Source organism: Mycetocola sp. Y719 (assembly GCF_056713205.1).
This window is the reverse complement of sequence record NZ_JBWYGY010000005.1, coordinates 83,802-105,713: the sequence shown is the minus strand read 5'-3', so window position 1 is coordinate 105,713 and position 21,912 is coordinate 83,802. Positions and strand designations below refer to the sequence as shown.

Below are 21,912 nucleotides of genomic sequence, written 5' to 3'. Positions count from 1 at the left end.
GAGCAGTTCCTGTGCCCGGGCCTCCGACCCGAGGTGTCACTCGAATGAGATCTGGAACTGCCGATATTTGTGTTGCTGGTTACTGCGGTTGTCCTCGTGAAAACGAAGGACTAACCCTGACGCTGCTTGTGGCGCGGGTTCTCGCAGATGACCATGACGCGTCCGTTGCGACGGATGACCTTGCACTTGTCGCAGATCTTCTTGACGCTGGGGTTGACCTTCATGTGATTCTCTCTTTTCGCTGTCGTCGTGCCTGGGCGCCTGAGAAGACTCAGGTCGAGCCGGGCCGTTACTTACAGCACGTCCTACTTGTAGCGGTAAACGATCCGGCCGCGGGTCAGATCGTATGGGCTGAGCTCAACGATCACGCGGTCCTCAGGAAGGATGCGGATGTAGTGCTGGCGCATCTTGCCGCTAATGGTGGCAAGAACGCGGTGGCCGTTCGTCAACTCAACGCGGAACATCGCGTTGGGCAGAGCTTCGACAACTGCGCCTTCGATCTCAATGACACCGTCTTTTTTGGCCATAGCCTCACTGTCGCTAAAAATAGTTCGCACTGGTCGTGCGGATGGATTATGGTGCTGCAAAGTCCTGTTGGATGACACGCCAGAAGCGTGCACAAAGCACCAACGGACAATCCTATGGTATTCGGCGGCTTTTCGCCAACCGACGACTACGCCGTGCGCGCCGCGACGATGCCGACGAGCTCGGGGAAGAGCGGATGCCCCTCCGTGAGCCCCGTGACCCGCTCCACGAAGCCCTCAACGGGCAGCTCGGCGATCAACTGCAGCATCTCGACACTCTGGTCGTCGTCCGCGACATCGAAGCGCAGGGCCTGCCCGACGGCGTCGACGAGAGCCGTGTGTCCGAGACCGCGTTCGGCCAGTTCGGCCGCAGGAGAGATGAATCGCTCGTTCCTCGAGAGCTTCCGCAGCGGCTGGCGCCCCACCCGCTGCACGGTGTCGGGGAGATGCGGATTGGCGAATCTGACGAGGATCTTTTCACGGTAGGCACGCTGGACCTCCGCGTCGATGCCGTGCTTGGCCACGAGGAGCGATGACGTCTCCTCGAGGACCCGCCTGACGGCATCCGCCACCCCCGCATCGGCGAGGGCGTCCGAGATCCTGTCGATCCCGGCTGCGAACCCGTAGTACGCGGCAGTGGCGTGGCCGGTGTTGACCGTGAAGAGTTTCCGTTCGATGTACGGCCCGAGGGCGTCGACGAATGTCGCACCCGGGATCGCGGGGGTATCGTCGCCGAACGGCCCGGATTCGATCACCCACTCATAGAACGCTTCCACGGTAACGTCGATCCCCGTGGCGGCATCCTGGCCGGGGACGATCCGGTCGACGGCGGTGTTGGCGAAGACGGCGCGGGCCGCGATGACGTCCCACTCGTCGGGGCCGACGCTTGACTGCACTTCGGTCCTGAGCAGGTCGGTGGCGTTGATGGCGTTCTCACACGCCATCACGGCCAGTGGCGCGAGGCCCGGGTCGCGGAGCGCGAGGCCGCGGGCGATCACGGGGGCGACGAACCGCAGGATGTTCGGGCCGACCGCCGTCGTCACGACGTCTGCGGTCTGGATCTCCGCGATGAGCTCGGTCTCGTGCGTCGCACTGTTGACGGCCCTGAAGCCGGTGACGGTGCGTTCGCCGCCGCCGTCACCGACCTCGTGGACCGTGTACGACTCGCTCGAGGCGAGCGCGTCGATCAGGTCGGCGTTCACGTCGGCGAAGACGACCTCGTAGCCGGCGTCGTGGAGGAGGAGCCCGACGAAGCCCCGGCCGATGTTGCCTGCGCCGAAGTGAACAGCCTTCATTCTGCGTTGACCTCCTCGAGAAGCGAGAACAGCTCAGCGGCATCCGTCGCGTCGATGAGCTTCTGTACCTCGTCCTCGTCGGAGAACACGATGGCGATCTTCGAGAGGATCTCGAGGTGCTCGTTGTTCAGCCCGGCGATGCCGACGGCGAACCTGACCTCGTCGCCGTCCCAGTCGATCGGTGTCTCGTAGCGGACCAGGGAGAGAGCCGACCGGGTGATCGCATCCTTCGCCTCGTTCGTTCCGTGAGGGATCGCGAGGTAGTTGCCCATGTAGGTGGACACGGATGACTCGCGTTCGAGCATCGCGTCCACGTATTCGGGCAAGACAGCCCCTGCGGCGACGAGGAGCTCCCCCGCCTCCCTGATGGCCTCGTCCTTCGTGGTGGCCGACCCTGCGGCCACCACGTTCTGCGGCGTGAGGATGTGATCTGTCATTCGGTGCCCCCCTGGCTGTCGTTGCGCTTGACGAGTTCGACCACGTCATCGTACTTCGGGCTGTTCATGAAGTTGTCGACCGAGATGTGCTGCGAGTTCGGGGACTTCTCCCGTGCCCGGTCGGTGAGGTCCTGGTGGGTGATGACGAGGTCGGCATCACCGGTCAGGTTCGCGATCGACTGGTTGGTGACGGTGACGCCGTCGACGCCCGCCTTCTTGATCTTGTTGCGGAGGACCGAAGCGCCCATGGCGCTCGAACCCATCCCGGCGTCGCACGCGAACACGATGTTGCGGACGAGCGTCGCCGTGGCCGTCCCTGTCGCGGTTCCCGTGTCTGCGCTGCCCTCGGCGACGAGGCCGTCGAGCACTGCGCTCCGCTTGCCCTTGTTCGCCTCGGTGGCGGCCACCGCTGCGCTCATGTCGCCGGCGTTGCCCGAAGCCAGGTCACGCTTGCGTGATGCGCGCAGGATGATGGCTGCGATGAGGAACGACGTCGTCGCGGCCAGGATGACCGACAGGATGACGCCGACCATGCTGGAGAACGGCGTCTGGATGAGCACCGCGATGATGCTCCCAGGGGACGCGGGTGCCCGCAGGCCGCTCTGGAAGGCCACGTTGGTGGCGACACCGACCATGCCTCCCGCGATGGCAGCGAAGACGAGCAGCGGCTTCATCAGCACGTACGGGAAGTAGATCTCGTGGATGCCGCCGAAGAACTGGATGATGATCGCACCAGGAGCGCTCGCCTTGGCGATGCCGAGCCCGAAGAACGAGTAGGCCAGCAAAATGCCGAGCCCGGGGCCGGGGTTGGCCTCGATGAGGAACAGGATGCTCTTGCCGCTCTCCTCCACCTGCTGGACGCCGAGAGGAGTGAAGACGCCATGGTTGATGGCGTTGTTGAGGAAGAGGATCTTGCCCGGCTCGACGAAGATGCTGACCAGCGGAAGAAGCGACAGCGCGACGAGCCAGTTGACCACGCTTTCGAGCGCCGCGCTCAGTGCAGTGATGATGGGGGCGATGCCGAAGAACGCCACGATGGCGAGGATCGCGCCGAGGATGCCTGCCGAGAAGTTGTTGACGAGCATCTCGAAGCCGGCCTTGATCTTGCCGTCCCAGATGCTGTCGACCTTCTTCATCAGCCAGGCCGCGAGCGGGCCCATGATCATGGCGCCGATGAACATCGGGATGCTGGATCCGACGATGACACCCATGGTCGCGATCGTGCCGACCACGCCGCCGCGTTCACCGTAGATCATCCGCCCACCGGTGTTGGCGATGAGGAGCGGGAGCAGGTAGGTGATCATCGGGCTGACGAGGCCGACGTACTGGGTGAACGTTGTGCCGTCCTCGGTCTGCGCGAGCGCGGTGGCCGCACCCTGCCAGCCGATGACATCCGCGTCTCCGAAACCGCCGAGGATGCCGTTGGGAAGCCAGCCGGTGGCGATGAAGAACGCGGTGATGAGGCCCCACGCAATGAACGCTGCGATGTTGGGCATCACCATGCCGGAGAGGAAGGTCCCGAACCGCTGGACGCGGACCCGTGCACCTCCCGGCTTTGTTGGGGTAGACGTCGTCGTCATGATTGTGCCTCTTTCAGGGTGAGTGCAGCGGAAGCTACCGCTGCGCGGGATTCGGCCGCCCCATCGGCGGCCAGGGCGATTTCCGCGAGGTGTCGTGCCTCGTCGATGGTGAATTTCAGGAGCGAAGCCCGCACGTCGACGAGCGCCGGGGTGGACATGGAGAGGGTTGTTGCGCCGAGTCCGACGAGGACGACGGCCAGGAGCGGGTCGGCTGCGGCTTCACCGCAGATGCCGACGGGTTTCCCTGCAGCTGCACCTGCCGCGCCGACCTCGCCGACGAGTCGGAGGACGGCCGGGTGCCACGGATCCTGGAAGGCCGCGACGGAGCCGAGCATTCGGTCGGCGGCGAGGGTGTACTGCGTGAGGTCGTTCGTCCCGATCGACGCGAAGTCGGCGGAGCCGAGGATGCGGTCGGCGAGCAGTGCAGCAGAGGGGACCTCCACCATCACACCAGCGGTGCGGATGCCGTATTCGCGGGCGAGCCCGACGAAGTACCTCGTCTCCTCGACGGTGGAGACCATCGGCGCCATCACCCACAGTTCCGCCTCGGTGGCGGCGTCCGCCTCGGCGAGCGCCGTCAGCTGCTCCCGAAGGATGTCTTCGCTGGCGCGGAGCGAGCGGAGTCCGCGGAGTCCGAGCGCCGGGTTCTCCTCGTGTGCGTCGTTGAGGAACTGCAGGGGTTTGTCCGCCCCGGCGTCGAGCACGCGGACGACGACCTTTTTCCCGGGGAACGCCTGGAGCAACCGGACGTAGTGCTCACGCTGCTGTCCGACCGTCGGAGCCGAACCGCCGGCGTCGAGGAAGAGGAACTCCGTGCGGAACAGTCCGACGCCTTCGGCGCCTGCATCTGCTGCGGCCTGTGCGCCCGCTGATGATCCGAGGTTGGCCAGCAGGGGGACGGCGGTGCCGTCGGCGAGTGCGCCAGGGGTGACGGGGGCGACCGACGCCGCCTGCCGTTCGGCGATGCGGCGTTCGGCATCGGCCTTCTGCTCGTCGGTGGGGTTGGCGATCACCGTTCCTGCGGCAGCGTCGACGATGACGACGGTGCCGTCAGCCAGCCCGGCGGCATCCACTGCGCCGACGACGGCGACGATGGACTTCTCCCTGGCGAGGATGGCCGTGTGCGAGGTCGGTCCCCCGTCGCTGGTGACGAGGCCGAGCACCTTGCCGAGGTCGAGCATGGCGGTGTCTGCTGGGGCGAGGTCACGCGCCACGAGTACGAACGGATGGTCGGGGTCAGGTACCCCGGGGGCGCTGACGCCGCCGAGGTGCGCGATGACGCGCTGCGAGACGTCGTCGAGGTCTGTGGCCCGCTCCCCCAGGTAGCCCCCCATGGCGACGAGCTGGTCGCGGAACGAGGCGAACGCCTCGAAGACGGCTCGTTCTGCGGTCTTCCCTGCGGCGAGGGACTCATCGATGGCGTCCGAGAGCATCGGGTCCTCCGCCATCATCGCCTGAGCCTCGAGCACGTCGCGCGCCGCGCCGCCTGCGGTCTGCCCACGATGTTCGAGTTCACGGGCGACGACCCCAAGCGATGCCCGCGCCCTGTCTGTCTCCTCCGCCTGCGTCCTGCTGCTTGCGGTGTCCTCAGGGGCAGGCAGCGGTTCGGCCATACGGGCGACGACGCCGACGGCGACTCCCTGTCCGATCCCGGTTCCGACGACGGCGGTGTCGGCGCTGCTACTCGTCATGGTCGGTCACCAGAAGCTCGACGAGGCCGTCGAGGACCGTTTCGGCGTTGTCCCCGTCGGCGGTGAGGGTGACGTAGTCTCCGTGGTTCACTCCGAGCGAGATGACACCGAGGATGCTCGCCGCATTGACCGGTTTGCCGCTGCCCTTGGCGAGCGTGACCTTGGACCCGGATGCCGTCGCGGCCTGGGTGAAGAGCTTTGCCGGGCGGGCGTGCAGCCCGTGTGACGATCCGATTCGAACGGTGCGTTCAGCCATGGGTGGGTCCTCCGTCGCTGCGTTGTGGTTCCCCCCGTTGAGACGACGCCCCTGCAGCTTCCAGGGCGAGGTCGAGGGCTTCGTCGCCGACCGGCGACGAGAAGACGGTTGCCGGCATGACGGCGACGGCAACGCCGGCCGCATCGGCGATGGCGCGCACGTCGGCGAGGCGGTCGCCGAGGTGGGGCCCGAGCAAGACGACGTGCGCGGTCGGGAGCTGCTGGGCGAGCGTGTCGAGCGGGCAGGCCTCAGCGGTGGCGTCGAGTTCGCGGGCGTCTGCGGTCTTGCGGATGCGCCTGGCGACGAAAGTCGAAGACGCTCCAGCGCCACACACCACGAGGATCCTCATCGATCCGCCTCCGTTGCCGTTCCGTATATCCGTCGGTGCCGCCCGGTTCACACGCGGGCTTGACCGATTCTCCCGCCGGCCCTCTCCTGGGTGCCACCACAAAGCTTTCCGCCCCACCGGAAAAGATCGTTTCCTCCCCCCGCCGCTCGCGCTCAGATGGTTGACTCTGAGAGGACACCGGAGCCCAGAGAACCGTTCTCGCCTGAGGGTGCTCCCGAGGGAGATCGTGACACGCGACAGACAGGACAGGATCCTCACCTACCTCGCTCGCGCGGGCACGTGGGTGACGGCGAGCGAGCTCGCCGACGTCCTCGGCGTCACACCACGCAGCATCCGCAGTTATGTCACGGCGGTTAAAGCCAGGCCCGCGGGCAGCGCCGTCGTCGAAGCGGGACCGAACGGCTACCGGATCAACGCGGATGCCTACGGGGCCTTCCGCGTCGCGGCATCCGCCGAGCAGTCGGAGACGCCGCGCGACCGGCTGTACGGGATCGTCAGACGGCTCGTCGACAGCCCGGACGGGCTCGATGTGTTCGAACTCGCCGAGAGCCTGCACGTGTCTGAGTCGACCATAGAGTCCGACCTCGCCCGCGTGCGCCAGCTCCTCGCCGAAGCGGAACTCTCGCTGTCGAGGAGCGGGAGCACGGTGACCATGTCAGGAACCGAGCTCGCCCGCAGGCGACTGCTCTCGCGGATGTTCCGAGACGAGACGGAACGCGGGCTGATCGAACTCGAGGCGATCCAGCGCGAGTTCTCCTCCGACAGCCTCAGCGAGTTCAAGACCGCGCTGATCGACATGCTCACAGACAGGGGCTACGCCCTCAACGATTATGGGATCGACAACGTCCTCCTGCACATCGCCATCGCCGTGGACCGGGTGTCGAAGAACCGTCTCGTCCCCGAACCTCCCGCCAGACCGGTCGCCCCGCCAGACGGCATCCCCGCTGCCCTCTCCGCGCTCATCACCGCGCACTTCGACACAGCGCTCGGGGAGGCAGACATCGACTACCTCGCCTACCTGCTCTCCACTCGGGCCGTGACGATCGCCGCTGACGCCCCTGACTCGGGCTATCTCAACCAGGCCGACCTCGACATCGTCCGCGGCATCGTGCAGAACGCCGGCGAGGAGTACCTCGTCGACCTGTCGGACGAGGACTTCATCACCCGGCTCACCCTGCATGTGCAGAACCTGCTGAGGCGGGCCCACGACCATTCCTACTCGCGGAACCCGATGGCCAGGTCGATCAAGACCTCGTATCCGATGATCTATGAGCTGGCCGTCTACATCGCCAGCCGGCTGCAGCAGCACGGCGACGTCGAGATCAACGACGACGAGATCGCCTACATCGCCATGCACGTCGGCGCCCACCTGCAGCAGCAGTCGCGATCGGACGACCCGCTTCGCTGCGTGATCGTCTGCCCCAACTACTACGACATGCACCTGATGCTGCGCGACAGGGTCATGCTCATGCTCGGGGACGCGCTCGAGGTGACCCGCGTGGTGACCCGCAGCGACGTCTCCTGGGCGGGTCTCGACGCAGACATCGTCCTGACCACGATCGAGCCTCCTGTGCCAGAAGACGCCGTCCTCGTGATCCAGCCGTTCTTCACCCAGGGCGATGCCGACCGGGTACGCCAGGCGGTCAGCCGGCTCCGCCGGGTGCGCAGGCGGGCGCTGATCAAGGACGAGGTGCTCAAGTACTTCGACGAGTCGCTGTTCCTCCGCAACGTGAGGGCGAGGGACGAGACGAGCATGATCAGGCAGCTCGGCGACCTCATGGTTGCGCGGGGCGTCATCGACGAGAGCTACGTCGACGGGGCGATCGAACGCGAACGGATGTCATCGACGGCGTTCACCGACTCCCTCGCGGTCCCCCACGCCATGGCCATGACCGCTCGGTCGACGTCGATCGCCATCGCCGTCAATGAATCGAGCATGCCCTGGGGAGAGAACCGGGTGAACGTCGTCGCCTTCATCGCGTTCAGCGCGGCGGAGCGGGCCAACTTCCAGAGGGTGTTCGACCAGTTCGTCGAGGTGTTTTCCGAACGGGAAGATGTCCAGCGCATCGTCAAGAAATCCGTCGACTTCGGTGCGTTCATCGACGAGCTCGTCCACACCATGGACTCCTGACCGGGGCCGGGGGCGTTCTCAGGCCAGCAGCGCCGCGTTCATCCGATCGGTGAGGTCGGCGTCCCTGCCGATGGGCGTGCCGTCGACGGCGGTGACAGGGGCGGCGAGCCTCACGCTGGAGACGAGCCAGACGGCATCCGATCGAAGGAGCTCGCCGACCTGGACGGTGCGGTAGACGCAGTCGAACCCCTGTGCCGTGAGGAACGCGAAGAGGTCTGCCTGGGTGGTCCCGGCGAGGATGCCGTGCTGGATCACCGGGGTGACGATGGTGTTGCCTTGCCGGAGCAGCAGAGACGAGGTCGGGCCCTCGAGGGCGAAGCCGTCCGTCGACGTGAACACGGCGTCGTCTGCGCCTCGGCGCCTGGCCTCCCGAAGCGCTGCCATGTTGAGGGCGTACGACAGGGTTTTCGCGCCGACAAGCAGCCAGGGTGAATCGGCGCCGACGTCATTCGCGTACCCGCGACTGAGGGTGACGATGCGGATGCCTTCGGTGCGCTCGGGGACCTCATCGGCAACCGCGCTGCCGGTGAGCCAGCAGGTCGGTGGCCCGTCGACGCCTGTTCCCCGCGTCATCACCAGTCGGATCGAGGCCTGGCCCTTCGATGGCAACGCTTCGAGGATCTCTGCGATCGCGAGCCGCCACTGGCCGAGGTGCGGTGCAGGCAGGTCGAGCTTCCTCGCGGATGCCGTCAGCCGCTCGAGGTGGGCGTCGATCCCCCTGGCGCGCCCGTCATGTGCGCCGAGCGTCTCGAAGATCCCGTCACCGCGTCCTGCGCCGGCGTCGAACGCCGACAGGATCGGTTCGGCGGGCGGTACGAAACTCAGCGTTGCCGCCAGCGCGGCGTCGTTCGCGTCGGAGTCGGCGGCGACGGGGTCGAGGAGCAGCACGAGTGACATCATCGGTGGATCCTCGCGGTCAGGCGATCGGGGTGGGGGTGACGCCGAACGGAGCCAGACCCCGTGCACCGCCGTCTTCAGCGGTCAGGACCCAGATTCCGTCCTTGTGGACGGCGACGCTGTGCTCCCAGTGGGCGGCGGCGAGTCCGTCGTCCGTGGCGACCGTCCAGTCGTCATCCCTGACATGGGTGTCGATGCTGCCGAGGACGACCATCGGTTCGATGGCGACGACGAGACCGGGTTTGACCTCTGGCCCTTTGGGCCTCACCCGGTAGTTGAAGACGGGAGGGGCTTCGTGCATGGAGCGACCGATGCCGTGTCCCACGTAGTCGGTGAGGATTCCGTAGCTGCCGCGATCCTCGATGTAACCCTGCACGGCGTCACCGACCTCGTTGAGGTGGGACGCGGAGGCGAGCCTGGCGATCCCTGCCCAGAGCGACCCTTCGGTCACATCGGACAGCTTCTGCCGTTCGGCGACGAGGTCGGGCCGTGCCGGGTCTGGCAGCACGAGGCTGAATGCGGCATCGCCGTTCCAGCCACCGAGGACGGCGCCGCTGTCGACCGAGACGATGTCCCCAGGCTCGAGCACCCGGTCGTTCGGGATGCCGTGAACCACGTCCTCGTTCACCGAGGCACAGATGGTGTGGAAGTAGCCGGGTTCCAGTTTGAAGTTGGATGCTCCCCCGAGGGCGAGGATCGCAGCTTCGGCGGCGGCGTCGACCTCAGTCGTCGTTCCCCCGACGCGCAGGGCGCCCCTGGCCGCGACGAGCGAGGCGGCTGTCGCCAGACCCGGCTCGACCATCAGACGCAGCTGGGCCGGGGTCTTGTAAATGGATTTACGAAGCATCGACCGGGCTCAGAACGCGATGCCGTGGCCGGCGAGGGCGGCACGGACGCGTGCGCTGACCTCATCGACGGCTCCGAGGCCATCCACCTCGACGACGATGCCGCGATCCTTGTATGCGGCGATCACCGGCTCGGTCTGCTCGTGGTAGACATCCTGGCGGTGACGGATGACCGCTTCAGTGTCGTCGGCGCGGCCCTGCTCGGCTGCACGCTTGAGCAGTCGGGTGACGACCTCGTCCGGGTCTGCGACAAGCTGCACGACAGCTCCGAGCTCCGAACCGGTCTCGGCGAGGATCCTGTCGAGTTCCGCGACCTGTTCCGCTGTACGCGGATACCCGTCGAGGAGGAACCCATCGACGGCGTCCGGCTGGTGGAGCCTGTCCTGCACGATGGCGTTGGTGAGCGAGTCGGGGACGTATCCGCCAGATGACACGATCTCCTGGACTTTGAGTCCGAGTTCCGTGCCTTCCTTGATGTTCGCACGGAAGATGTCTCCGGTGGAGATGGCCGGGATGCCCAGTGCGTCGGCGAGAACAGCGGCCTGCGTTCCCTTGCCAGCACCCGGTGGTCCGACGATCAGCAGTCTGGCGCTCATCGGAGGAGTCCCTCGTAGTGGCGCTGCTGGAGCTGGGCGTCGATCTGCTTCACCGTCTCGAGCCCGACACCCACGATGATGAGGATGCTGGCGCCGCCGAACGGGAAGTTCTGGTTGGCGCCGACGAGCGAGAGAGCAACGAGCGGGATGAGCGCGACGAAGCCGAGGTACAGTGCGCCGGCGAGGGTGACACGGGTGAGAACGAAGTCGAGGTACTCGGCGGTCGGGCGCCCGGCGCGGATACCCGGGATGAAGCCGCCGTACTTCTTCATGTTGTCCGCGACTTCCTCAGGGTTGAAGGTGATCGCCACGTAGAAGTAGGTGAAGCCGACGACGAGCAGGAAGTAGAGCAGCATGTACAACGGGTGGTCGCCACTGGTGAGGTAGGTGGTGATCCAGGTCACCCACGCGGCGGGCTCCTGGCCGGCTGCCGGCTGGTTGAACTGCGCGATCAGGGCGGGCAGGTACAGCAGCGACGACGCGAAGATCACTGGGATGACGCCGGCCATGTTGACCTTGATCGGGATGTAGGTGTTGTTGCCGCCGTAGGTGCGACGGCCGACCATCCGCTTGGCGTACTGCACGGGGATGCGGCGCTGCGACTGTTCGACGAACACGACGAGCATCATGATGACGAGGCCGACCGCGAGGACGAGCAGGAAGGTCTCGAATCCGCGGCTCTGGGCGATTGCAGCGAGCGAGCCCGGGAAGGTTGCGGCGATCGAGGTGAAGATGAGGAGCGACATTCCGTTGCCGATGCCGCGCTCGGTGATCAGCTCGCCGAACCACATGATGAGGCCGGTTCCTGCGGTCATCGTGATGACCATGAGGAGAACGGCATACCAGGTGTCGTTGGTGAGCAGCTGGCTGCATTCCGCGCTGTTGTTGGTACCGAACAGGGCGCCGCTTCGCGCCACGGTGATGAGGGTCGTCGACTGAAGGATGCCGAGGAAGATGGTCAGGTAGCGGGTGTACTGGGTGAGCTTGCCCTGGCCTGACTGGCCCTCCTTGTGGAGGGTTTCGAAGTGTGGGATGACCACGCGCAACAACTGCACGATGATCGAGGCCGTGATGTACGGCATGATCCCCAGCGCGAAGATCGACAGCTGGAGCAATGCGCCACCTGAGAACAGGTTGACGAGGTCGTAGAGGCCGGAGGTGCCCTGGTTCTGGGCCAGGCAGGCCTGGACGTTGCCGAAGTCTACGAACGGTGCCGGGACGAACGACCCGAGTCGGTACAGGGCCATGATGCCCAGTGTGAAACCGATCTTCCGGCGAAGGTCTGGCGTGCGGAAGATCCGCGCAACGGCGCTAAACAAAAAAGGCCTCCTGATTTCGAGCCGGTTTTTCAGCTCTTGATGCCGGTCAGTGGTCCCTGTAGTCGAACAGGCCCGGCAATCGAATCTACTCGATTACCGGGCCTGTCGAACAATCGGTGACCGTTCGCTCACGCGAAGGACAGACCGGCGTCTGTGGAATTACTTGACAGAACCGCCGGCGGCAACGATCTTCTGCTCGGCTGAACCGGAGACCTTGTCCACCGAGATGTTCAGCTTCACGTCGATGTCGCCGTTTCCGAGGACCTTGACCTTCTCGTTCTTGCGAACGGCGCCCTTGGCCACGAGGTCGGAGACGGTGACGTCGCCGCCCTTCGGGTAGAGCTCGGCGAGCTTCTCGAGGTTGACCACCTGGTACTCGACGCGGAACGGGTTCTTGAACCCGCGCAGCTTCGGAGTACGCATGTGCAGCGGAAGCTGTCCACCCTGGAAGCCGGGGCGAACGGTGTAGCGAGCCTTCGTACCCTTGGTACCACGGCCTGCCGTCTTACCCTTCGAGCCTTCACCACGGCCGACACGGGTCCTGGCCTTCTTGGATCCCTCAGCAGGACGGAGGTGGTGAACCTTGAGCACCTGGGCGCGGGGGGTCACTTCCTCTTCCTTCTTGGCGGGAGCCTTCTTGGCCGGGGCCTTCTTTGCCGGAGCCTTCGCCTTGGGAGCGTCGGCTGCTGCGGTGTCAGCCTTGGCGGACTCTGCCTTGGCCGGAGCCTTCTTGGCCGGAGCCTTCTTGGCCGGAGCCTTCTTGGCAGCGGGCGCCTTGGTGTCGGCCGACTTTGCAGCGGCCTTCTTCGCGGGAGCCTTCTTGGCGGTCTCCTCGGTGACGTCCTTCTTGTCGTCAGCCATTAGTCGATCTCCTCAACCTTTACGAGGTGAGCAACAGTGTTGACGTAGCCACGGTTCTGCTTGTTATCCTCACGGATAACAACATCACCGATGCGCTTCAGTCCCAGGCTGCGCAGTGTGTCGCGCTGGTTCTGCTTCTCACTAATTTTGGACTTGGTCTGCGTGACCTTCAGCTGAGCCATCAGGCACCTACCTTTGCGGAGGCCGCAGCCTTCGCGGCGGCCTGTGCCTCGACCTGCAGCAGCTTGGCAGGAGCGATTTCGGAGTACTCCTTGCCACGGCGTGCGGCGACGGCGCGGGGCTCTTCGAGCATCTTCAGCGCCGTAACCGTGGCGTGAACGATGTTGATCGTGTTGGACGAACCGAGCGACTTGCTCAGGACGTCGTGGATGCCGGCGCACTCGAGTACGGCGCGGACAGGACCACCGGCGATAACACCGGTACCTGCAGCGGCCGGACGCAGGAGGACGACTCCGGCAGCAGCCTCACCCTGGACGGGGTGCGGGATCGTCGAACCGACGCGGGGGACGCGGAAGAAGTTCTTCTTCGCCTCCTCGACGCCCTTCGAAATCGCGAGAGGAACTTCGCGTGCCTTGCCGTAGCCGACGCCGACCAGACCGTTGCCGTCTCCGACGACGACGAGAGCGGTGAAGCTAAAGCGACGACCACCCTTGACGACCTTGGACACGCGGTTGATGGTGACGACGCGCTCGAGGAACTGGCTCTTGTCAGCGTCGCGGCTGTTGCGCTCGCGACCCTGGTTACGCTCGCCGCGTCCGCCGCGACGACCGTCGCCACGTGCGTCAGTGCGCCCGGAGCTCTCGGTTCCCGCTGCGGTCTCGACCGGCTTTTCGACTGGCTGGTCCGCGGTAACGGCCTCAACCTTGCTTGCTTCACTCACAGGTTCAACCCACCCTCTCGAGCACCTTCGGCGATGGCCGCGACGCGGCCCGCGTAACGGTTACCACCACGGTCAAAAACGACTTCTTCGATGCCGGCGCTCTTCGCGCGCTCTGCAACGAGTTCGCCGACCTTCCTGGCTTTGGCGGTCTTGTCACCGTCAAAGGTACGGAGGTCAGCTTCGAGGGTGGATGCCGACGCGAGGGTGAAACCCTTGCTGTCGTCAACGACCTGGACGAATACGTGACGAGCCGAACGGGTCACGACGAGACGCGGACGAGCCGCGGTTCCATCGATCTTCTTACGGAGGCGCGCGTGACGACGGTCACGGGCAGCCGACTTGGACTTTACGGCCATGGTTACTTACCAGCCTTTCCGGCCTTGCGGCGAACGATCTCGCCGGCGTAACGCACACCCTTGCCCTTGTAGGGCTCAGGCTTGCGAATCTTACGGATGTTGGCAGCAGCCTCGCCGACGGCCTGCTTGTCGATCCCGGACACCGTGAGCTTGTTGTTGCCCTCGACGGTGAGCGTGATGCCAGCAGGCGGTTCGATCAGGACCGGGTGCGAGAAGCCAAGGGCGAACTCGACCGAGCTGCCCTTCTGGGCGACGCGGTAACCGGTACCGACGACCTCGAGGCCCTTGGTGTAGCCCTGGGTCACACCGATGATCTGGTTGCTGATGAGAGTGCGGGTGAGTCCGTGCAGGGAGCGCGACTCGCGCTCGTCGTCTGGACGGGTGACGAGCACCTGACCGTCTTCGACCTTGGCCTCGATGGGGCTGGCGACGGTGAGCGTCAGCTCGCCCTTCGGGCCCTTGACGGTGACGACGGAGCCGTCGACCGCAACGGTGACCCCTGCGGGGATCTCAATGGGGAGTCTTCCAATACGCGACATGTTGTGGCTACCACACGTAGGCGAGGACTTCCCCACCCACGCCCTTCTTCTCAGCCTGGCGGTCGGTGAGCAGACCGGAGGAGGTGGACAGGATGGCGACGCCGAGGCCACCGAGAACCTTGGGGATCTCAGTCGACTTCGCGTACACGCGCAGTCCAGGCTTCGAAACACGCTTGATGCCCACGATGGAGCGTTCGCGGTTCGGGCCGAACTTGAGGTTCAGGGTCAGGGTCTGGCCGACGCGAGCGTCTGCAACTTCCCAGCCGGAGATGTAGCCCTCAGAGGTGAGGATGTCGGCGATGTGCGACTTGAGCTTCGAGTGCGGCATCGACACGGTTTCGTGGTGTGCCGAGTTCGCGTTGCGCAGTCTGGTCAGCATGTCTGCGACCGGATCTGTCATTGTCATATGATTTTTCCTTCGTTCACCAGGTTTCGTTCACCCGTTACACGAATGACGACCTGTGGTGGTTAGGGGTGAAACGGATGCTCCGCCCCCCTGATCTCGACGCCGCAGTGCGCCGGTCAGGCGATTTCTCGAGGAAATCGACTGACCGGCGCCCCTGGGCGATCAAGTTCTTCAGTTGTGTTGCGGCACGTAAGCCGGCTGCAAGCAACCGACCTAATATACCGTTACTTTGCTGAGTCTGTTGACTGGAACGGGAATCCGAGCGCCTTCAGCAGCGCGCGACCCTGGTCGTCAGTCTTCGCGGTCGTGACGACCGTGATGTCCATACCGCGGACGCGGTCGATCTTGTCCTGGTCGATTTCGTGGAACATCGACTGCTCGGTCAGACCGAAGGTGTAGTTGCCAGTGCCGTCGAACTGCTTCGGGCTCAGACCGCGGAAGTCGCGGATACGAGGAAGCGCGAGGCTCAGCAGGCGGTCGAGGAACTCCCACATGCGGTCGCCACGAAGTGTGACGTGGGCGCCGATGGGCTGTCCCTCGCGCAGCTTGAACTGAGCGATCGACTTGCGGGCCTTGGTGACCTGCGGCTTCTGACCGGTGATCTTCACCAGGTCGGCGACGGCGCCATCGATGATCTTGCCATCGCGGGCTGCCTCGCCGACACCCATGTTCACGACGATCTTGGTGAGCGTCGGGATCTGGTGCACGTTGGTGAGGCCGAGGTCCTTGAGCAGCTGCTCCTGGATCTCTGCCTTGTACTTCTCCTTGAGGCGGGGCTGGATTTTGCCAGCCGCCACAGCCGTGTCAGTCATCAAAGGTCCTTACCTGACTTCTTGGCGTAGCGAACACGGACCGTCTTGCTGACGCCGTTCTTCACTACCTGCTCGTTGCGGTGACCGACGCGAGTCGGCTTCTTGGTCTCGGGGTCGACGATCGCCACGTTCGAGATGTGGATCGGAGCCTCGTGGGTTTCGATCCCACCGGTCTTCGTTCCACGCTGGCTCTGGCCCTGGCGGACGTGCTTGGTGACGTAGTTGACACCCTCGACGATGACGCGGTTCTTCTCCACGAGCACCTCGATGACACGACCCTGCTTGCCGCGTGAACCGCCGCGAGCCTGGGTGGGTCCTGAGATGACCTGGACGAGGTCGCCCTTTTTGATCTTCGCCATGACTAAATAACCTCCGGTGCCAGCGAGACGATCTTCATGAACTTCTTGTCGCGAAGCTCGCGACCGACCGGTCCGAAGATACGGGTACCGCGAGGGTCTCCGTCAGCCTTCAGGATCACTGCTGCGTTCTCATCGAACTTGATGTAGGAGCCATCCGGACGACGGACTTCCTTCTTGGTACGAACGATGACCGCCTTGACGACGTCACCCTTCTTGACGTTTCCGCCCGGGATCGCGTCCTTGACGGTCGCGACGATCGTGTCGCCGAGGCTGGCGTAACGACGGCCTGATCCACCGAGAACGCGGATGGTGAGAAGCTCCTTGGCGCCGGTGTTGTCGGCGACCTTTACTCGGGATTCCTGCTGAAGCATTTTCTAACTCCTTCTGACAAGCAAGCCGCGAGGCTTACTTGGCCTTCTCGAGGATCTCGACCAGGCGCCAGCGCTTCGTGGCGCTGAGCGGACGGGTCTCGCTGATCAGAACGAGGTCGCCGATGCCGGCGGCGTTGAGCTCGTCGTGCACCTTCCTCTTGGAAGTGCGGCGGATGACCTTGCCGTAAAGCGGGTGCTTCACTCGGTCTTCGACCTCAACGACGATGGTCTTGTCCATGCGGTCGCTGATGACGTAGCCACGTGCGGTCTTGCGGTAGCCACGAACAACGGCCTCGGCCTCTACTGCGGCGACCTCGGGTGCTGCGCCCTTAGCGTCAGTCTTAGCCATTACTTGGCCTCCTCAGTCTCGGTGTCGGATGCTGCGTCAGCGGCATCCTTCTTCTTGGTCTTCTTCGCAGCCTTGGCGGGCACCTCTACGGCGACGGGCGTTGCCCGGATGCCGAGCTCGCGCTCACGAATGATCGTGTAGATGCGAGAGATGTCGCGCTTCACGGCACGCAGGCGGCCGTGGGTCTCGAGCTGGCCTGTAGCGGCCTGGAAGCGCAGGTTGAACAGCTCTTCCTTGGCCTTGCGCAGCTCGTCGACAAGACGTTCGTCTTCAAATGTGTCGAGCTCAACGGGGGTGAGCTCCTTGGAACCGATCGCCATTATGCGTCGCCCTCCTCGCGCTTGATGATGCGTGCCTTGAGAGGCAGCTTGTGGATTGCACGGGTGAGTGCCTCGCGGGCCAGTGTCTCGGAGACACCGGCGACCTCGAAGAGCACGCGGCCGGGCTTGACGTTCGCGACCCACCACTCGGGCGAACCCTTACCGGAACCCATGCGGGTTTCGGCCGGCTTCTTGGTGAGCGGACGGTCGGGGTAGATGTTGATCCACACCTTTCCACCACGCTTGATGTGACGCGTCATGGCGATACGAGCGGACTCGATCTGACGGTTGGTCACGTAAGCGGGTGTGAGGGCCTGGATGCCGTACTCACCGAAGCTCACAACGGTTCCACCGGTGGCCTGGCCAGTGCGGTGGGGACGGTGCTGCTTGCGGTGCTTGACACGACGTGGAATAAGCATGATTAAGCCGTTGCCCCTTCTGCGACCGGAGCCTCGGCGCGCGGTGCGCGGCGCGGACGGTCACTGCGCTCTGGGCGGCTCGACTTTGCGTTGGCCTGCTCGCGAGCGAGTTCCTTGTTGGTGATGTCGCCCTTGTAGATCCAGACCTTCACGCCGATGCGGCCGAAGGTGGTCTTTGCCTCGTAGAAGCCGTAGTCGATGTTCGCGCGGAGGGTGTGCAGCGGCACGCGACCTTCGCGGTAGAACTCTGAACGGCTCATCTCGGCGCCGCCGAGGCGGCCGGAGACCTGGATGCGGACACCCTTGACGGTCGACGTGCGCTGGGCGCCCTGCAGGCCCTTACGCATCGCGCGGCGGAATGCCACACGTGCGGAGAGCTGCTCGGCGATACCCTGCGCGACCAGCTGGGCGTCAGCCTCGGGGTTCTTGACCTCGAGGATGTTCAGCTGGATCTGCTTTCCGGTGAGCTTCTCGAGGTCGGTACGGATGCGCTCGGCCTCGGCGCCGCGGCGACCGATCACGATGCCCGGACGGGCGGTGTGGATGTCGACGCGAACGCGGTCACGGGTGCGCTCGATCTCGATGCGGGAGACACCGGCGCGGTCAAGCGACGTGCCCAGCAGTCGACGGATCTTGACGTCCTCAGCGACATAGTCGCTGTAACGCTGACCAGGCTTGGTGCTGTCGGCGAACCAACGCGACACGTGGTCGGTGGTGATGCCGAGACGGAAGCCGTATGGATTTACTTTCTGACCCATTACTTCGTACCCTCCTCAGGAGTGGCGAGCACAACAGTGATGTGGCTGGTGCGCTTCAGAATCTGGAATGCGCGGCCCTGGGCACGCGGCTGGAAACGCTTGAGGGTCGTGCCCTCGTCAACGAATGCCTTGGCGATGTACAGGTCCTGCTCGTCCAGGAACTGGTTGTCTTTGTCTGCCTTGACGCGAGCGTTCGCGATGGCAGAGGCGACCAGCTTGTAGACGGGTTCTGACGCACCCTGCGGTGCGAACTTCAGAATGGCCAGGGCCTCAGCGGCCTGCTTTCCGCGGATCATGTTGACGACGCGGCGGGCCTTCATGGGGGTGACGCGGATGTGACGCACTCGTGCGACTGACTCCACCATTTCTCTCCTCCTTTTCGCCACCGCGTTAGCGGCGACGACCCTTCTTGTCATCCTTCACGTGTCCACGGAAGGTGCGGGTGGGTGCAAACTCGCCGAGCTTGTGCCCGACCATCGTCTCGGTGACGAACACCGGGATGTGCTTGCGACCGTCGTGCACCGCGATGGTGTGCCCAAGCATGGAGGGAACGATCATCGAACGGCGCGACCAGGTCTTGATCACGTTCTTGCTGTTGGCCTCGTTCTGGCGAACCACCTTGCGGAGCAGGTGGTCATCAACGAAGGGGCCCTTCTTAAGACTGCGTGGCATCTTCTACAACTCCTACTTACGCTTCTTGGTGGCGGTACGGCGACGAACGATGAGCTTGTCGCTTTCCTTGTTCGGGTGGCGGGTGCGGCCTTCTTTCTGGCCCCACGGGCTGACCGGGTGACGTCCACCCGAGGTCTTACCCTCACCACCACCGTGTGGGTGGTCGACCGGGTTCATGGCGACACCGCGGACGGTCGGGCGAACGCCCTTCCAGCGCTTGCGGCCGGCCTTTCCCCAGTTGATGTTCGACTGCTCGGCGTTGCCGACCTCGCCGATGGTTGCGCGGCAGCGTGCGTCGACGTTGCGGATTTCACCTGACGGCAGACGGAGCTGCGCGTAGATGCCGTCCTTGGCGACGAGACGAACCGATGCGCCGGCCGAACGTGCCATCTTGGCGCCTCCACCCGGACGCAATTCGATTGCGTGGATGACGGTACCGGTCGGGATGTTCTTCAGCGGCAGGTTGTTGCCCGGCTTGATGTCAGCGCCGGCACCCGACTCGACAACATCGCCCTGTGCGAGCTTGTTGGGAGCGAGGATGTAGCGCTTGGTGCCGTCGACGAAGTGCAGCAGTGCGATGCGCGCCGTGCGGTTGGGGTCGTACTCGATGTGAGCGACACGGGCGTTGACGCCGTCCTTGTCGTTACGACGGAAGTCGATAACGCGGTACTGGCGCTTGTGGCCACCACCGATGTGACGGGTCGTGATGCGGCCCTGGTTGTTGCGACCACCGGTCTTCGAGAGGGGACGCAGAAGCGACTTCTCGGGGGTCGAACGCGTGATTTCTGCGAAATCGGAAACGCTCGATCCACGGCGACCTGGGGTCGTGGGCTTGTACTTACGAATAGCCATAGTTTTTCCTTACGCTCCTAGCCGACAGCCGTGAAGATGTCGATGGAACCGGATTTGAGCGTCACGATGGCGCGCTTGGTGTCCTTGCGCTTGCCGATGCCGAACTTGGTACGACGAGTCTTGCCGGTGCGGTTCAGGGTGTTGACCGAAGCAACCTCGACCTTGAAGATCTTCTCGATGGCGAGCTTGATCTCGGTCTTGTTGGCGCGCGGGTCGACGACGAAGGTGTACTTACCCTCGTCGATCAAGCCGTAGCTCTTCTCTGAAACAACCGGCGAGATGATGATGTCGCGCGGGTCCTTGTTGATGTTGGTCATGGCTAGGCCTCCTCAGTGACGTCAGCAGACGAAGCAACAGCCTTGACCGACTTGCCCTTGGCCGGACCTGCGACGAAAGCGTCGAAAGCAGCCTTGGTGAAGACGATGTCGTCTGACACGAGCACGTCGTAGGCGTTCAGCTGGTCATGGTTGATGACGTGAACGGTTGGGATGTTGCGAACAGCCTTGTAGCTCTCGACGTCGGCGCGTTCGAGAACGACCAGGACGTGGGGAGACGTGGCAATCGTCGCCAGGTAGTCGACAGCGGCCTTCGTGATGCGCTCTTCGGCGATCACGAGGGTCTCGACGACGTGGATCCGCTCGCCGCGGGCCCGGTCGGAGAGTGCACCGCGGAGGGCGGCGGCAATCATCTTCTTGGGGGTGCGCTGCGAGTAGTCACGCGGCTGTGGTCCGTGGACGATGCCACCACCGGTCATCTGGGGTGCACGGATCGATCCCTGACGGGCGCGACCGGTTCCCTTCTGCTTGAACGGCTTGCGGCCTGCACCGGAAACTTCACCACGACGCTTGGTCTTGTGGGTTCCCTGACGTGCTGCAGCGAGCTGGGCAACAACGACCTGGTGAATCAGCGGGACGTTGGTCTGGACGTCGAACAACTCGGCGGGAAGCTCGACGGAGCCGGACTTCTTGCCCTTCGTGTCGAGAACGTCGAGCGTTGCGGTGCTAGTTGCGTTAGGCATCTAACTACGCTCCCTTCACTGCGTTACGGACGAAAACGATGCGGCCACGAGCGCCGGGAACGGCGCCCTTGACGAGCAGCAGGCCCTTTTCGGCGTCAACCGAGTGGACGTGCAGGTTGAGCACGGTGACGCGCTCTCCACCCATACGACCGGCCATGCGCATGCCCTTGAAGACACGGCTCGGGGTCGACGAAGCACCGATGGAACCGGGCTTGCGGTGGTTGCGGTGCGCACCGTGAGATGCGGAGACACCCTTGAAGTTGTGGCGCTTCATCACACCGGCGAAACCCTTACCCTTGCTGGTTCCGACGACGTCGACCTTCTGGCCGGCCTCGAACGTGCCATCAACGGTGAGCTCCTGGCCCGGGGTGTATTCGCCGGCGTCAGCGGTGCGGACCTCGGTGACGTGACGGCGAGGCGTGACGCCTGCCTTGTCGAAGTGTCCTGCGTCCGGCTTGTTCACCTTGCGCGGGTCGATCTGGCCGTAAGCGATCTGAACCGCGTTGTAGCCGTCGACCTCGGGCGTGCGAATCTGCGTCACGACGTTCGGGGTGATTTCGATGACGGTCACGGGTACGAGCTTGTTGTTCTCGTCCCAGACCTGGGTCATGCCCAGCTTCGTGCCGAGCAGACCTTTGCTGGTCTTGTTCTGCGTAGACATGCGTTCCCTTAGAGCTTGATCTCGATGTTGACGTCCGCCGGCAGGTCGAGTCGCATGAGCGAGTCGACGGCCTTGGGCGTCGGGTCAATGATGTCGATCAGACGCTTGTGGGTGCGCATCTCGAAGTGCTCCCGGCTGTCCTTGTACTTGTGGGGAGAACGGATGACACACACCACGTTCTTCTCCGTCGGAAGCGGCACCGGGCCGACAACCGTGGCACCCGCGCGGGTTACCGTATCGACGATCTTGCGCGCCGAGGTGTCAATGACCTCGTGGTCATATGACTTAAGTCGAATGCGGATCTTCTGTCCCGCCATGTTTGACTCACTCTCTGTCTT

The 21,912-nt window shown here is 64.4% G+C and carries 33 protein-coding genes; 1 reads left to right on the top strand and 32 read right to left on the bottom strand.

All coding sequences use genetic code 11. The features are described from left to right. Nucleotides 1-110: 110 nt before the first annotated feature. From rpmJ to AC1M0F_RS15965, 8 genes are all read right to left on the bottom strand, one after another. The gene (gene rpmJ, locus AC1M0F_RS16000; protein WP_011186712.1) at nt 111-224 is read right to left on the bottom strand and encodes a 50S ribosomal protein L36; all 114 of its coding nucleotides are present in this window, start codon (nt 222-224) and stop codon (nt 111-113) included. A gap of 81 nt (nt 225-305) precedes the next feature. Next, nucleotides 306-527: a translation initiation factor IF-1 gene (gene infA, locus AC1M0F_RS15995; protein ID WP_111720612.1), complete on the bottom strand. Its 222-nt coding sequence runs from the start codon at nt 525-527 to the stop codon at nt 306-308. 146 nt (nt 528-673) lie between these two features. Then, nucleotides 674-1,819, bottom strand: coding sequence for a mannitol-1-phosphate 5-dehydrogenase (locus AC1M0F_RS15990; RefSeq protein ID WP_480239257.1), 1,146 nt, complete (start codon nt 1,817-1,819; stop codon nt 674-676). Then, on the bottom strand, nt 1,816-2,256 hold the full coding sequence (locus AC1M0F_RS15985) for a PTS mannitol transporter subunit IIA (protein WP_480239256.1): 441 nt from the start codon (nt 2,254-2,256) through the stop codon (nt 1,816-1,818). Before AC1M0F_RS15985 ends, AC1M0F_RS15990 begins: the two co-directional genes overlap by 4 nt. After that, on the bottom strand, nt 2,253-3,836 hold the full coding sequence (locus AC1M0F_RS15980) for a PTS mannitol transporter subunit IIBC (RefSeq protein WP_480239255.1): 1,584 nt from the start codon (nt 3,834-3,836) through the stop codon (nt 2,253-2,255). The genes AC1M0F_RS15985 and AC1M0F_RS15980 overlap by 4 nt, the downstream gene beginning before the upstream one ends. Then, the gene (gene ptsP, locus AC1M0F_RS15975) at nt 3,833-5,527 is read right to left on the bottom strand and encodes a phosphoenolpyruvate--protein phosphotransferase (protein ID WP_480239254.1); all 1,695 of its coding nucleotides are present in this window, start codon (nt 5,525-5,527) and stop codon (nt 3,833-3,835) included. Before ptsP ends, AC1M0F_RS15980 begins: the two co-directional genes overlap by 4 nt. Further along, nucleotides 5,517-5,783 (bottom strand): HPr family phosphocarrier protein, encoded by a 267-nt coding sequence (locus tag AC1M0F_RS15970; RefSeq protein WP_480239253.1) that lies wholly within the window; start codon nt 5,781-5,783, stop codon nt 5,517-5,519. Before AC1M0F_RS15970 ends, ptsP begins: the two co-directional genes overlap by 11 nt. Further along, on the bottom strand, nt 5,776-6,132 hold the full coding sequence (locus AC1M0F_RS15965) for a PTS sugar transporter (RefSeq protein WP_480239252.1): 357 nt from the start codon (nt 6,130-6,132) through the stop codon (nt 5,776-5,778). Before AC1M0F_RS15965 ends, AC1M0F_RS15970 begins: the two co-directional genes overlap by 8 nt. Nucleotides 6,133-6,358: 226 nt before the next feature. Here AC1M0F_RS15965 and AC1M0F_RS15960 point away from each other — a divergent pair, with 226 nt between their 5' ends. Further along, nucleotides 6,359-8,263: a BglG family transcription antiterminator gene (locus AC1M0F_RS15960; RefSeq protein WP_480239251.1), complete on the top strand. Its 1,905-nt coding sequence runs from the start codon at nt 6,359-6,361 to the stop codon at nt 8,261-8,263. An 18-nt stretch (nt 8,264-8,281) separates the two neighbouring features. On the opposite strand, the gene AC1M0F_RS15955 is transcribed toward AC1M0F_RS15960, so the two are convergent. The 24 genes from AC1M0F_RS15955 to rpsJ all read right to left on the bottom strand — a co-directional run bounded on the left by AC1M0F_RS15955 (nt 8,282) and on the right by rpsJ (nt 21,891). Then, entirely contained in the window at nt 8,282-9,163 is an 882-nt protein-coding gene (locus tag AC1M0F_RS15955) for an aminodeoxychorismate lyase (protein WP_480239250.1), read from the bottom strand. Nucleotides 9,164-9,179: 16 nt separating this feature from the next. Further along, nucleotides 9,180-10,007, bottom strand: a complete 828-nt coding sequence (gene map, locus AC1M0F_RS15950; RefSeq protein ID WP_480239249.1) for a type I methionyl aminopeptidase — start codon at nt 10,005-10,007, stop codon at nt 9,180-9,182. Between the two features lie 9 nt (nt 10,008-10,016). Then, nucleotides 10,017-10,601, bottom strand: a complete 585-nt coding sequence (locus AC1M0F_RS15945; protein WP_480239248.1) for an adenylate kinase — start codon at nt 10,599-10,601, stop codon at nt 10,017-10,019. After that, complete coding sequence (gene secY, locus AC1M0F_RS15940; protein ID WP_480239247.1) at nt 10,598-11,920, bottom strand: preprotein translocase subunit SecY; 1,323 nt, start codon at nt 11,918-11,920, stop codon at nt 10,598-10,600. The genes AC1M0F_RS15945 and secY overlap by 4 nt, the downstream gene beginning before the upstream one ends. A 159-nt stretch (nt 11,921-12,079) precedes the next feature. Then, a complete protein-coding gene (gene rplO / locus AC1M0F_RS15935; RefSeq protein ID WP_480239246.1) occupies nt 12,080-12,781 on the bottom strand; it encodes a 50S ribosomal protein L15 in 702 nt (233 codons plus the stop codon). Continuing rightward, the gene (gene rpmD / locus AC1M0F_RS15930; protein ID WP_196833377.1) at nt 12,781-12,963 is read right to left on the bottom strand and encodes a 50S ribosomal protein L30; all 183 of its coding nucleotides are present in this window, start codon (nt 12,961-12,963) and stop codon (nt 12,781-12,783) included. Before rpmD ends, rplO begins: the two co-directional genes overlap by 1 nt. Then, entirely contained in the window at nt 12,963-13,682 is a 720-nt protein-coding gene (gene rpsE, locus AC1M0F_RS15925; RefSeq protein WP_480239245.1) for a 30S ribosomal protein S5, read from the bottom strand. The genes rpmD and rpsE overlap by 1 nt, the downstream gene beginning before the upstream one ends. Continuing rightward, the gene (gene rplR, locus AC1M0F_RS15920; RefSeq protein ID WP_090712305.1) at nt 13,679-14,038 is read right to left on the bottom strand and encodes a 50S ribosomal protein L18; all 360 of its coding nucleotides are present in this window, start codon (nt 14,036-14,038) and stop codon (nt 13,679-13,681) included. The genes rpsE and rplR overlap by 4 nt, the downstream gene beginning before the upstream one ends. A 2-nt stretch (nt 14,039-14,040) precedes the next feature. After that, entirely contained in the window at nt 14,041-14,577 is a 537-nt protein-coding gene (gene rplF, locus AC1M0F_RS15915; RefSeq protein WP_480239244.1) for a 50S ribosomal protein L6, read from the bottom strand. Between the two features lie 7 nt (nt 14,578-14,584). Next, entirely contained in the window at nt 14,585-14,983 is a 399-nt protein-coding gene (gene rpsH, locus AC1M0F_RS15910) for a 30S ribosomal protein S8 (protein ID WP_196833374.1), read from the bottom strand. A 224-nt stretch (nt 14,984-15,207) separates the two neighbouring features. Further along, complete coding sequence (gene rplE / locus AC1M0F_RS15905; RefSeq protein WP_480239243.1) at nt 15,208-15,795, bottom strand: 50S ribosomal protein L5; 588 nt, start codon at nt 15,793-15,795, stop codon at nt 15,208-15,210. After that, entirely contained in the window at nt 15,795-16,154 is a 360-nt protein-coding gene (rplX, locus tag AC1M0F_RS15900) for a 50S ribosomal protein L24 (protein ID WP_480239242.1), read from the bottom strand. Before rplX ends, rplE begins: the two co-directional genes overlap by 1 nt. 2 nt (nt 16,155-16,156) lie before the next feature. Continuing rightward, complete coding sequence (gene rplN, locus AC1M0F_RS15895) at nt 16,157-16,525, bottom strand: 50S ribosomal protein L14 (protein WP_480239241.1); 369 nt, start codon at nt 16,523-16,525, stop codon at nt 16,157-16,159. Nucleotides 16,526-16,559: 34 nt separating this feature from the next. Next, entirely contained in the window at nt 16,560-16,874 is a 315-nt protein-coding gene (rpsQ, locus tag AC1M0F_RS15890; protein ID WP_480239240.1) for a 30S ribosomal protein S17, read from the bottom strand. Then, the gene (gene rpmC, locus AC1M0F_RS15885) at nt 16,874-17,194 is read right to left on the bottom strand and encodes a 50S ribosomal protein L29 (protein ID WP_480239239.1); all 321 of its coding nucleotides are present in this window, start codon (nt 17,192-17,194) and stop codon (nt 16,874-16,876) included. The genes rpsQ and rpmC overlap by 1 nt, the downstream gene beginning before the upstream one ends. Then, nucleotides 17,194-17,613, bottom strand: a complete 420-nt coding sequence (gene rplP / locus AC1M0F_RS15880) for a 50S ribosomal protein L16 (protein ID WP_090712289.1) — start codon at nt 17,611-17,613, stop codon at nt 17,194-17,196. The genes rpmC and rplP overlap by 1 nt, the downstream gene beginning before the upstream one ends. Nucleotides 17,614-17,615: 2 nt before the next feature. Then, nucleotides 17,616-18,371, bottom strand: a complete 756-nt coding sequence (gene rpsC, locus AC1M0F_RS15875; protein ID WP_480239238.1) for a 30S ribosomal protein S3 — start codon at nt 18,369-18,371, stop codon at nt 17,616-17,618. Further along, complete coding sequence (rplV, locus tag AC1M0F_RS15870; RefSeq protein WP_480239237.1) at nt 18,371-18,736, bottom strand: 50S ribosomal protein L22; 366 nt, start codon at nt 18,734-18,736, stop codon at nt 18,371-18,373. The genes rpsC and rplV overlap by 1 nt, the downstream gene beginning before the upstream one ends. 25 nt (nt 18,737-18,761) lie before the next feature. Then, entirely contained in the window at nt 18,762-19,043 is a 282-nt protein-coding gene (gene rpsS / locus AC1M0F_RS15865; RefSeq protein WP_480239236.1) for a 30S ribosomal protein S19, read from the bottom strand. 12 nt (nt 19,044-19,055) lie between these two features. Next, nucleotides 19,056-19,895: a 50S ribosomal protein L2 gene (gene rplB, locus AC1M0F_RS15860; RefSeq protein WP_480239235.1), complete on the bottom strand. Its 840-nt coding sequence runs from the start codon at nt 19,893-19,895 to the stop codon at nt 19,056-19,058. Nucleotides 19,896-19,912: 17 nt separating this feature from the next. Then, nucleotides 19,913-20,212 (bottom strand): 50S ribosomal protein L23, encoded by a 300-nt coding sequence (gene rplW, locus AC1M0F_RS15855; protein WP_480239234.1) that lies wholly within the window; start codon nt 20,210-20,212, stop codon nt 19,913-19,915. Between the two features lie 2 nt (nt 20,213-20,214). Further along, complete coding sequence (rplD, locus tag AC1M0F_RS15850; RefSeq protein WP_480239233.1) at nt 20,215-20,913, bottom strand: 50S ribosomal protein L4; 699 nt, start codon at nt 20,911-20,913, stop codon at nt 20,215-20,217. 4 nt (nt 20,914-20,917) lie between these two features. Further along, nucleotides 20,918-21,574: a 50S ribosomal protein L3 gene (gene rplC, locus AC1M0F_RS15845; RefSeq protein ID WP_480239232.1), complete on the bottom strand. Its 657-nt coding sequence runs from the start codon at nt 21,572-21,574 to the stop codon at nt 20,918-20,920. Nucleotides 21,575-21,582: 8 nt separating this feature from the next. Further along, nucleotides 21,583-21,891 (bottom strand): 30S ribosomal protein S10, encoded by a 309-nt coding sequence (gene rpsJ, locus AC1M0F_RS15840; RefSeq protein WP_005050520.1) that lies wholly within the window; start codon nt 21,889-21,891, stop codon nt 21,583-21,585. Between the last annotated feature and the right edge of the window lie 21 nt (nt 21,892-21,912).